At 35.9% G+C, this 12,285-nt stretch carries 5 protein-coding genes; all 5 read right to left on the reverse strand.

Going from position 1 to position 12,285, the window contains the following annotated elements; genetic code table 11:
- Window positions 1-26: 26 nt before the first annotated feature.
- Entirely contained in the window at window positions 27-7,304 is a 7,278-nt protein-coding gene (locus tag EKM79_RS07620) for an MBG domain-containing protein (RefSeq protein ID WP_125567519.1), read from the reverse strand.
- A gap of 437 nt (window positions 7,305-7,741) precedes the next feature.
- Window positions 7,742-7,939, reverse strand: coding sequence for a type II toxin-antitoxin system HicA family toxin (locus EKM79_RS07625; RefSeq protein ID WP_125567521.1), 198 nt, complete (start codon window positions 7,937-7,939; stop codon window positions 7,742-7,744).
- 107 nt (window positions 7,940-8,046) lie between these two features.
- Window positions 8,047-10,449: a phosphoenolpyruvate synthase gene (gene ppsA / locus EKM79_RS07630; protein ID WP_125567523.1), complete on the reverse strand. Its 2,403-nt coding sequence runs from the start codon at window positions 10,447-10,449 to the stop codon at window positions 8,047-8,049.
- A gap of 188 nt (window positions 10,450-10,637) precedes the next feature.
- Window positions 10,638-11,747 carry an addiction module antidote protein, HigA family gene (locus EKM79_RS07635; RefSeq protein WP_125567525.1) on the reverse strand — a complete coding sequence of 370 codons (1,110 nt, stop codon included), beginning with the start codon at window positions 11,745-11,747 and terminating at the stop codon, window positions 10,638-10,640.
- Complete coding sequence (locus EKM79_RS07640) at window positions 11,740-12,054, reverse strand: type II toxin-antitoxin system RelE/ParE family toxin (protein ID WP_125567527.1); 315 nt, start codon at window positions 12,052-12,054, stop codon at window positions 11,740-11,742. Before EKM79_RS07640 ends, EKM79_RS07635 begins: the two co-directional genes overlap by 8 nt.
- Between the last annotated feature and the right edge of the window lie 231 nt (window positions 12,055-12,285).

Genomic DNA, 12,285 nt, shown 5'->3' on the forward strand with positions numbered 1-12,285 from the left:
TCGAGTACATAATCTTGCTTTTTATTTTATATCATTAATTCATCTACTCTAACAAACATATTTGTAGCTACTCGATAGTATTGTATTCCATTAATATCGACAATTCTATCGACCATATAATTATGATTTGCTGGTAAAGCAATATTTAATCTCTCATCACGTTCATTATAAATTGGAGTTTCAGAATAAGTTGCAACATTAGTATTAGCGTATGTGTATTCATACACTTCATCAACTGGTACAAACTCATTTGTTGCAACACGATAGTATTGCTGGCCATTGATGAGTGCAATTCTATCAGTTCTCCACTCTGTACTTGGCAATAAATCACGATTTAACTTGGCGCCAGTATAATCGATCAAGTCACCTCGATTATTATTATAAACTCTGATGAACGCTGGCTTCTTATCAATATACAGATAGACATCGCTAGCCTTCGCAAACTTATTAGTAGCAACACGATAATACATTACACCATCTAAGGTATATTCCTCATCGCTATACCAACAAGTATTGATACCTAAGGCCTGACTATTAACCTTCTTGCCGTTCTTATCATAGAGATTGACTATCTTTGTTGTTGTCGCAATATTTTGATCCTTCTTAACCGCGGTTCCATTATTTACTCCTTCGTGATTGCCACCACGTGAATTATAAACTAATGGATCCGTACCATTCTTCAATTCATCGGCACTTGTTATACCATCGTGATCTGGATCTACTCCGTAATGTGTGAACTTTGGTTGACCAGAATCATCGATCGTTACAACAGTTGCTGAACCATCAGAATTTGGCAAAACCGTCTTAGCAGAATCTGGCTCAATGGTTTGATGTGACGAAGATTTACCATCCTTGTCCAACTCATCTGTACCCTTAGTGTTAGTGGTTGGATCGTCAGTGTAAACAGTATCGGTTCCATCATTCCATTTTTTGGTAACTTTCACAACATTACCATCTTTATCTTTTTCAGTTATCGTGACATTTCCATCAGGATCAACATCCTTGCCTAGAACTTTCAGTTCTCCAGGTTCTATTTTAATATCGTAGTTTGGATTATTAATCGTTGCACCGATTTGATAAGTTCCGACATCCGTAGAATTTGGATTTTGATAAGAAACATTCAACTTATCGCCATCTTGTAATTTAGTACCATCTTCCAATTTGACGGTATTTTGTGGTGCTTTGCCTCCTGCATACATAGTCTGATCATTAACACGAACTGTGATGCTACGTTTTAGAACATTCAATCTTCCAAACGATAATTTAGAGAAATCATAGTTTGGATTAGCAGCTTGCAATCTTTTAACGGCATCACTTGTTAATTCGATTGTGTATGGAGCACCAGCTTGTAACTCAGCTGGTGTTACAGTATCTCTATTTCGATTAACAATCTTAAAATCTTCTGGATTGAGTTTGATTGACTTAGCACCTGCATTTGTAGTTCTAGTTATCTCAGGTGTATCTCCATATGTTATTTCAGTTGTTGAAGTTGTTGGTGTTGCTGCAGCAGGTTTAATGGTCAACGATCCATTAGTAATCGTAACATTATAATTCTTGCTATCTGATGTACCAGATATATCATAAGTACCAACATTTTGATCATTGTTTAATCTAGTTAGTTTTACACCAAGTTTATCTAAAGTATCTCCATTAACAAGAACTTTAGAAGCATAATCAGTAAGTTCAAATTTTGGATCTGGGTCATTGTATGTTTTTTTATAGCTCTTTGCTTTGACCGTTACTGGACGTTTGATAATGCTAAAGTTTCCATCTTTAAAGTCCACTGTGTAGTTCTTATTGGTTGATATGCCGGAAATTGTATAATCCCCTACATCAGTTCCTGATACTCGACTTAGTGTTATTCCTAAATCATCAGTTCCTACTACTGAACCTGTCGGTATTGTATATGTTAATTCAGGATCTTTTTCTCCGTATACTTTCTTCTGTGGGTCTACTGTTACCGTTATTTCTTTTGGAGTTATTTTTAAATTATTCGGTGTTACTGTTACTGAATAATTCTTATTACTTGATGTGCCGCTTATTCCATAAGTGCCTACATCTTCCCCTTTTTCTCGACTTAGTATTATTCCTAAATCATCAGTTCCCACTACTGAACCTGTCGGTATTGTGTATGTTAATTCAGGATCTTTTTCTCCATATACTTTTGTCTGCGGGTCTGCTGTTACCGTTATTTCTTTTGGAGTTATTTTTAAATTATTCGGTGTTACTGTTACTGAATAATTCTTATTACTTGATGTACCGCTTATCTCATAATTGCCTACATCTTCTCCTTTTTCTCGACTTAGTGTTATTCCTAAATCATCGGCTCCTACTACTGATCCTTCTGGAACTGTATATGTTAATTCAGGATCCTTTTCCCCATACACCTTCTCCTGTGGATATACCGTTACTGTTGCTGCTTTTAGAGCTATTGTTAAATTCTCAGGTTTTATTGTTACTGAATAATTCTTATTACTTGATGTACCACCTATTTTATAAGTTCCGACATCCTCTCCATCTTCGCGATTCAATGTTATTCCTAAATCATCGTTTCCCACTATTGATCCTGTTGGTACTGTATATGTTAATTCAGGATCCTTTTCTCCATATACTTTTGTCTGTGGGTCTACCATTACTGTTACTGCTTTTGGATTAACCGTTAATTTTCCATCAATAATCTCAACCTTGTAATTACCGGTATCTGTAGTAGTACCTGTTATCTTGTAATCAGTAGCATCTTTTACATTTGTAGGATTTATTAATGTAACACCTAATTTACCCTCAATGTCTCCATTAACTAATGAACCGTCAGTAATCTTAAATGTTGGTTTTGGAATATTCTTATCACCATAAGTCATCGAAGAATCGTCTATAGTAACAGTCACATTTTTCTTAGAAATACTAAATTTACCTGGATTAACTGTTACGTCATAATTACTACTCTTAGTAGGATCCGCAATTATTCCTTTTATAGGATACTCGCCCTGGTCTTCTCCAATTGTACGTTTCAACTTGATATTGAGATCATCAACTGTATCACCAGAAGCTAACACATCAGTTGGATCCTTCAATGTTAGTTCTGGATCTTCATTGCCGTATGTCTTACCTGCATTATTTGCTGTAACTGTTACTTTCTTTTGATCAATCTTTAAAGTTCCGTCAATAATTTTAACTGCATAATTGCCTGTATCTGAGGTACTACCGGTTATCTTATAAGATCCGACATTTTTAATATTGGAAATATCAGATAACTTTACTCCTAAATCGGTATTTTTATCATTACCAACCAAGTTTCCATTGGTAATCTTAAACGTCGGTGTTGGAATATCGTCACCGTAAGTAATTTCTGGATTATTTATAGTAACGGTCACTGGTCTCTTTTTTATTGTAAATGTACCTGGTTCAACTGTTACTTCATAATTACCCGTTTCAATTTGTTTTCCGGTTATTTGATAACCGCCGTCTTTAACGGTGTCTCCACCTTCGCGGGTTAATTTGACATGCAAAGCATCAACCTTATCATCGCCTACTAATACACTTGATGGATCCTCCAATGTTAATGCAGGATCATCATTGCCATATGTCTTATCAATATCGGATGCTTTTACTGTTACTTCCTTTGGATTAATTATTAATATTCCAGGATTAATTGTAACTGCATAATTTCCAGAATCATTGGCAGTTCCAGTTATAGCATTCTGATAAGTTCCAACATCCTTAATACCGGTAGGATTGGTCAAATTTACTCCAAGCGCGTCAACCGTATCTTTACCTACCAAGCTTGAATTATCATAAGTAAAAGTTGGATCTGGAATGCTATCACCGTAGGTAATTGTTTGACTTTTTACATTAACAGACACTGGTTTCTTAGCAATTGTGAACGTACCTGAATTAACCGTTACATCATAATTATCACTACTACCTGTTCCAGTAATTTTATACTCGCCGGCATTTTCCCCTTCAGCTCTTGTCAAATGAACATTCAAATCACTAATATCATCACCATTAACAAGTCCATCTGCTGATTTACTTGTTAAATCAAGGGTAGGATCATCAGTTGTACCATATGTTTTATTGTGATCATTTGCAGTAACTGATATTTTTCTCTTTTCAACTGTTAATGTACCTGTACCAAATGTACTTTTACCTTGTTCATCTGTGAAATCATAGTTCTTATTGGCTTTTAATTTAGTCTGGGCATCTTGTGTATAACTTATAGTATAGTTGCCTCCGACCTGTAATTTATCAACAGAAACAGTTTTGCCACTAGCATCAGTGACTTCGAAATCACTGCTATCAGCAGCTGTACCATCTATACTTCCGCTAAAGGCAGGCATTTGCTTATTTTCATCCCCACCGTAAGTTACAGTTGCATCATTAACACTTGCCGTAACTTTCTTAGGATCAATAGTCAAAATGGCAGAAACATAAAGACCTGCTTGTAAATTATCCGGTGTTAAACTCTTCAAATACGTTCTACCAGCATCAGTTAATTTAAAAATATAAGAACCAACGTCTTTAGGTGTTTGAATTGGATTTTTATCACCAGTATCATTAGTATCGTAATATTTGTAATAATCTGGATTATCGAATCCTTTAACTTGATCATCCGTAACTGTTCCAAATCCTTCACCAAAACTTACGGGTGGAAAATCAATTTTATCCCCATATGTATAATGCTTATCAGGTGACTTGAAAGTTGCCAGACTGCTTTTAACATCATCATTCTTAGTTGTTAACGCACCTAAATCGTCATTAAATTTAACTAATAAATTTTGAACCTCTTCCAAAGATGCATAACCATCTTGACCATCATTGTATATAGTTGTGGCGTCAGTTGCTGTACCTGCATTTTCAAATGCCGTCTTAGCCTTACCATTTTTATCAGAAACATTTGCATAAATATCAACAACTGATTTTAATAATGCATCGGCATCATCTTTTTGTGCTTGCGTTAAGCCAGTTATACCAACAAACTTGTCATACATGGCTTGTGAATCCTTTTTATATTTATCAGCTTTAGTTTGATTGTCCGCGGCGACACCCTTCCAATAGTCCAGAGTGGAAGCCGTTGGAACTAGAACACTACCACTGTCCTTAGGTGTTGTTTCATCAGTAGAATCAGTTGCCGTGGCATTTCCTACACTTGACCAATAGTAATCAGTATTAGTAATAGGCTTGGAATCTTTATCTTGCCCACTCACAGCTAGATTTCCATTAGGATCATCTAATGGTTGTTTATTCAAATCATCAGCAACAGATTTGCCAGTACCAACTGTGGCTTTTGTCACCACATCATGACCATCAACAGTCTTACCATTACCCGTATAATAATGTCCTATTGGATTAGATTCGTCTGCAGTTGTAGTTGTGGGATCTTTAACCGTATTTCCTTGATCTATTGCCAGAGTATCCTGAGCAACTGCTTGTCCCTCAGCAGGAGTAGTCAAAGTAACTTTGGTTGTTGTATATCCAGGAATCTGAACTAATGATGGTTTACCTGCGACAGCAACGACAGTTACTGGATCTAGACCGTCAATTTTTTGACCAGTTTTTGAATCAACTGGAGTTACCACTGCTTTATAAGCCAATCTAACTGGAACAATCATATTCTGGCCATCGCCATCCTTAACGGTATAGCTATAATATGTTCCGTCTCCAACAGTGGTATCGCCACCAATGTGTTTTACCGTACCGGTTTCATCTGTGATACTTTTGTCACCATCGATAACATAAATATTGCCCGCTGAATCCGTTGGTATAACTGCGACAAGACTAGGATCCAAATGGTCTTCCTTAACAGCACGATCTGCTGCTTCTTGAGTTGAGAAAATCGAAATAGTATCACCAATGTTGGCAACAGCACTTACATTTACCTTATTCAACAATGCATCTTGATCTGCATCATCAACCAAGTTCACATTTAATGGAATAGTTTTAGGCGTGTACTTGAAGTCATCAATTCTTGCTGAATAATCATTCCATGAACCACCAGTAGAAGCCGCAACAGAGATGGAATATCCTGAACTTACATCTGAGATAGTTTTTGTAAATGTTTGTCCACCTAATTTAACAGTTAATGTTTTAGTACTCTCAGTATAATCCAAGGTAAACTCATTTAATGTATTTCCTTGGCTGCGATTTAATGTAAGATTACTTGTCTTTTTCCAGTCACTATCACTTGTCTTTTGTAATTTTCCATCTGCACCAGTCGTACGCCAACCAACATATGGTGAGAAACTATATCTAGGAAACAACCCACCTGATGATACTTCAGGATCATTATAATCATTTCTATTATCAAATTCGTCAAATACAAATCCAAAAGCATCATCTAATCCTTGAAGCCCCAACTTGCCGCCAGATCCACCTTGTGTAGCTTTTGATGGATCACCTGGCGCAAAGATAAAGCCAACACTATCTGCACCACCAGAAGTTTTACTACCAATACCTAAAGCTCCTGACATAGAAAAATTATGATTGAAGTCAATTTCGTGCTCAAATGATACATGTGCCGCCTGATGGCCGGTGATACTAGTTGGATTACCTGGTGAGGTGTAATACGTATGTGGATCATTACTTGTTAACTTAACCGTACCGTCAGCTCCAATGGGTATTTTGACAATATTATCGGCTGGATCATCATCATTATCTCCACCGTCACGATTCTCAACATTAGCTGTAAAATGATTGGCTATTTCCTTTGCAGACAACTCTACCTGTGTAGTATCCACCCCAACATTAACATCCTTATCTGGAGATAGTACTGGATACTTATCAGCAGTTGCAGCCGCAGTATCTACAGTCTGAGTTGTATCTGGTTGAGCTGTTAATTCAGCATTTGGAACAGCCGCAGCTCTCATTAATTCAGGCTTGGCTAATGTTGGTTGACCTTGTTCCGGTGCTGATTCTTTTTCTTGAACTGTTTTTGTTGGTTCTGCTGTATAATTTGTCGGTTGCTCTTGTTCGGCATCACCCTTATTTGTATCAACCATTGAATCTTCAGTTGAATCTGTAGATTGGTCTTTCCCTGCTGCATCACCATTACTGGTCTCAACAGTTGGCTTTGATGGTGTTGTTGATCCGGCAGGTACCGTCGTCGGTGTACCTCCTGTAGCTTGAGTTTCAACCGACGTAGCATCTGCCGCATGAACGTTGATAGTTCCAATATTTTCAGCAAATGTAAAAGCCGAAAGACCTATAATCAAGCTACCAAAAATACGAGTTTTAATTTTCCATCCCGTATGTCCCTTATATAATATGAATCTCTTTTTGATTTCGTAATTAGATACTTTTTGCCTCAAAACAAAAATCCCCTTTGCTTGAATACTAGATAATTAGTGATCTAATATTTTCCATATTATGGACTCATTACTTAATAACGATGAGCTCAAAAATTCTTGATTCATAACATTAACCTCTAAGTTAACGCGCAAAATAAAAAAGACTATTTATGTAATCCCCAAATCACTTTAAACTAGGTGTTTTTAGCCTTTCCATAAATATAATTATAGGAGTCTTATTTTTATATTCAATATATCATGGCAAATAAGCAAGTTGCGATAATCCCAACTATAACTCGCATAGTAAAAATCATTTTTTATCTACAAATAAAAGCTACAAAATTCACTTTTTGCAAAAAAAATCTCAAAAATAATAGTTTAAACAGCAAAAAAGACACATATGTCATGATATGTGTCTTTTTTACATTCTAAAGTTGCCCTTTGGACAATCTGTCAATTTACGATTGCTTAATGCCAGCTTGCTTTAATATCTTACTTTCAATACCATGTTCCAGCTCTTTATCATTATGAATTGGAACAGGTAACGTAACATTAGTCGTCGGATTGTACATCTTTAAATGTGAACCATTTTGGGATTTTTCTATGAATCCATTTTGCTTTAATAACTTAACTATCTTATGAGATTTTAGTGCCATATTTAACTCCTTCTTATTATTAGTATCCCATAATTAGATAGTTTTGTACTCGATTGTGTCTTTTGACAAAAAAAGACCACACATTAAAGTGTGATCTTAAATTGAACTTATTCCCAATCATAGTTAGTTGGATCTTGTAATCCACGTCCAGTAGCCCTGTCCAACATGATTCTTTGTTCAAAGTGAGCAACGTTACGTTTTGTTTCTTTGACCATATCTGGGTTAACAGATACGTAATCAATGCCACTTTGAATCAAGAAGTTAGTATATTCTGGGAACTCAGAAGGTGCTTGTCCACAGATTGAAACTGTTCTTCCATCCTTATGTGCTGCCTTGATCAAATGACGAATTGCACGTTTAACGGCAAGATTACGTTCATCAAACAATGGAGCAACAGTATCATTATTACGATCACAACCAAGAATCAACATTGACAAGTCGTTGGATCCAATTGAGTATCCATCAACGAATTGATTGAATTGATCTGCCAAAATAATGTTTGAAGGAATTTCAGCCATCATGTAAACTTTGAAGTCTGCACCTCTAACTAATCCTTGACCCTTCATAATTTCAGTAACTTTCTTGGCTTCGTCAACTGTACGAACAAATGGGATCATAACATTTAAGTTCTTCAATCCGAATTCGTTACGAACTTTCTTTACAGCTGCCAACTCAAGTTTGAAGGCTTCAATGTACTTAGGATCGTAGTAACGTGAAGCACCACGCCAACCTAACAAGTCAGATGGCTCATGTGGTTCATACTTATCTCCACCCTTAAGGTTACGATATTCACTAGACTTGAAGTCAGATAGACGTAGAACAACTGGTCTTGGTGCCATTGCACGTGCTACCTTTGATACTCCGTCTGCAAGCATATCAACGACTTTGTCCGAACGACCTTGTTCGATCAAGTATAGTGGATGCTCATGAATGTATGATGTCCAGATGAACTCTTCACGCATCAAACCAATTCCGTCAGCTGGAAGTGATGAATATTTGTCAGCTAAGTCTGGATCACCTAAGTTCATCATTACTCCAGTTGCTGTTGGAGCAAATGTTTCTGCGGCAACAACTTGACCAGCTGCTTGACCACTTGCTTCTGGTTTCTTAAGAAGACTTGCTACCTTACCTTGATATACAACACCATTCTTAGCATCAACAGTTACTACATCGCCATCGTGAAGAGCATCTGTTGCGGCAACCTTCTTACTCTTTGTACCAACAATACATGGAATCTGCATCTCACGAGATACAATTGCGGCGTGGCAAGTCATACCACCATTATTAGTGATAATAGCTGCGGCCTTCTTCATAGCTGGAACCCAATCAGGTGATGTCATCAACGTAACAAGAACTTCACCCTTCTTGAATTGATCAATATCCTTTGGATCGTCAATTACATGAACAACTCCACTAGCTAAACCTGGACTTGCTGGTAATCCACGAACAACAACTTTAGCATCTGATTCTGCAACCACATTATCATCTCCAGTATCAGTATCTTGGTTCTTATTCTTCTGTGACCAATATGTTTCAGGACGAGCTTGTACGATCCAGAGACGGTTGGTATTAACGTCCAAAGCATATTCCATATCCATGTAGCAGCCGTAATGCTCTTCAATTTTCTTAGCATATCCGGCTAATTCAATTACTTGTTCATCAGTAATAACTTGTTTGTCTTGTAACTCTTCTGGGACTGGCTCTTCTTTAGTACCACCACCAGGAATTCTAGATAATTGAATTGTTTGTTTAACAACATTCTTTTCAACAATCTTTAGAGACTTCTTATCTATTACAAAGTGATTTGGTGTTACTTTACCTAATACGATATACTCACCCAATCCACGAATTGCATCGATAACAATCTTAGTATCATCCCCGTTAGAAACATTAACAGAGAACATAATTCCTGAAGCCTTAGAGAATACCATCATTTGAACAGCTGCTGACAAAGCAACTTTGTCATATGGGAATTGTTGCTTGTTACGATAGTATGTTGCACGAGCTGTAAATAGTGAAGCGTAGCATTTTTGCACACTAGTTACTACGTCATCCGCACCCTTAACGTTCAAATATGACTCTTGTTGACCAGCAAATGATGCATCTGGTAAATCTTCGGCCGTGGCAGATGAACGAATAGCAACGAATGGATCTGTTTGGTCCATCTTACTAGCAAGTTCTGCGTATGCCTTCTTAATATCCTCAGCTAAATCATCTGGCATCTTAGCGCCAACAATTATGTCACGGATCTTCTTACAAGTTGATCCAAGTTCGTCTGAATCTTCATAATCTTTGATACCATTAAGAAGATCAGTAACTTTATCATTTAATCCTGTTTCTTTCATAAAATATCGGTATGCTTTAGCAGTAGTTGCGAAACCATATGGTACTGGCAAGTCCATTGAAGAAGTCATCTCTCCAAGTGAAGAGGATTTTCCTCCAACCAAGTTAACATCTTTGCGGTGTAATTCGTTGAACCATAGAACATTTGCTTCATCACGATCGCTCATGAAATTACCTCCCTTTATGTCTGAAAAAAATAAATTAAATATATTATGAAAACGTTTCCAATCACAACTTTATTGTAAAACAGTCATGTATAAAGTGCAATGAGGTTTTGAAGAGTACACAAAAAAAGACTGCATATCATGTACAGTCTTTGGTTTTCTATTTTTGATAACAACTACTATCTTTTTCATTAACTATTTTTTGCAATTATATTGTATTTCTGTCTCAAATTATTTAATTGATTATATTCAATATAATTGTCACGCTGTAATCTACCTACAACCACACCTGAATGGATATCAATTTTATCGGAAAATTCTTTAACAGAGGTACTTGAAAAATTATTTTTCGCTACAAACTCCTCATACTGTTTTTGATTAATCAAATAGTCTTGTGCAAAAGTATTTGCATCATATTCAAGAGTATCTATGTCTAAAACACTCCTAAGTCCAATATTCTTATCAGATGATATAATTATATGTCCTTTCTTCTGTTGAAAGACATGTCTAATTTCGTGAAAAAGTGCAAACCAAAACACATCTGCATATTTTCTACGATCATTCATGGCAAGTAGGACCTTATCCTTTCCAAGCCATTTAACCGCACCATTTACACCACAATTTTTTAAATTAGGAATAATTACAAAAGCAACTCCTGATTTACTAAAAATGTTATTCAATTTTGGCATAAACTTCTCAGGATCATCCCTAGTCATTTTTCTAATTTCTGGAAGCTTTGATCTCAAATATTCTAAATCAATTGATGAGACTTCCTTTAAGTGTCCAATGTTAAGTGCCGTTTGTACCCATGCATTAGAATTTATTACATTTTTATTTTTTACTTCTGGCACAGCTGTTTTGTATTGAACCAAAAAGTCCCTATTCTCCAATACTTTTAAACTTGATATATGAAAGATTCTTCTTAATTCAGAAATCTTATCTATGGTATTACTTGTTTGCTTAACTAATCCCAAATTTTCCCAAAACTTATAGTCCATTTGCTTCTGAATATTCTTTTCTTCTTCCAGTTGATTTTGTCTATTAATCTGTTCTTTTATTTTTAAATATTTGTCATTAAGATTTTTCCACATTGATTCAGAAGTACCAAAAACTAATGCCAATCCTTCAATTAAATTATCATCTAATTCAATTTTACCATTCACCAGTTCACTAGCTCTTTTTTCGTTAGTATTGAGCCTATCTGCCAATTCACTTTGTTTCATATCTTGATCGTCAAGATATCGTTTAACATAATATCCAGGATGAAAAGCAATTAAATTATCATTACTTATTTTAAGCATAATGTTTTGACACCTCCTCAACTCTGACAATATTAATACTACTATAAAAAAGTTGAATATTAAGATTTTCTCTATTTATAACCACTTCATTATCTAAATCAATTGGCTGTATAATCAATCGATAACTACTGGCTCTGCCATCAATATCTAAGGCATAATGGTTATTTCTATTTCCAGTCAACTTATGAACTTTGTATATTCTTAAAGCATTAATATCTTCCAATGAAGCGGAACTCTCAAGAAGATTTATTAATCCAAATAACGCCTCAGCCGTTCTTGCACCTAACTCTTTTCTGGACTTTTTCAAGTTTGTACACATTTTCTCGACTTTTTTGGTTGCATATTTCAACTTAATAGTAAGTCACCGCCACATTTTAGTTACAATTTATCTTACCAAAATGGTAAGGATTTTTCAATTAAGCAAGCCTTTAAAGTAAATATCCACCAGCTTAGCTGGTGGCTTTTTATTAGCCCTAGAAGGGCTTGCCACACGCAAAAAGCCCCTTAAAGGGGCCCAACAAAAAACTACCAACCGCTA

Origin of the sequence: Companilactobacillus insicii (assembly GCF_003946015.1) — a bacterium.
Classification (GTDB): Bacteria; Bacillota; Bacilli; order Lactobacillales; family Lactobacillaceae; genus Companilactobacillus; species Companilactobacillus insicii.

What these genes read in the sequence shown, in the direction of transcription:
- EKM79_RS07625 (WP_125567521.1), bottom strand. Translation starts at nt 7,939, where the DNA reads ATGGCACTAAAATCTCATAAGATAGTTAAGTTATTAAAGCAAAATGGA.
- ppsA (WP_125567523.1), bottom strand. Translation starts at nt 10,449, where the DNA reads ATGAGCGATCGTGATGAAGCAAATGTTCTATGGTTCAACGAATTACAC.
- EKM79_RS07635 (WP_125567525.1), bottom strand. Translation starts at nt 11,747, where the DNA reads ATGCTTAAAATAAGTAATGATAATTTAATTGCTTTTCATCCTGGATAT.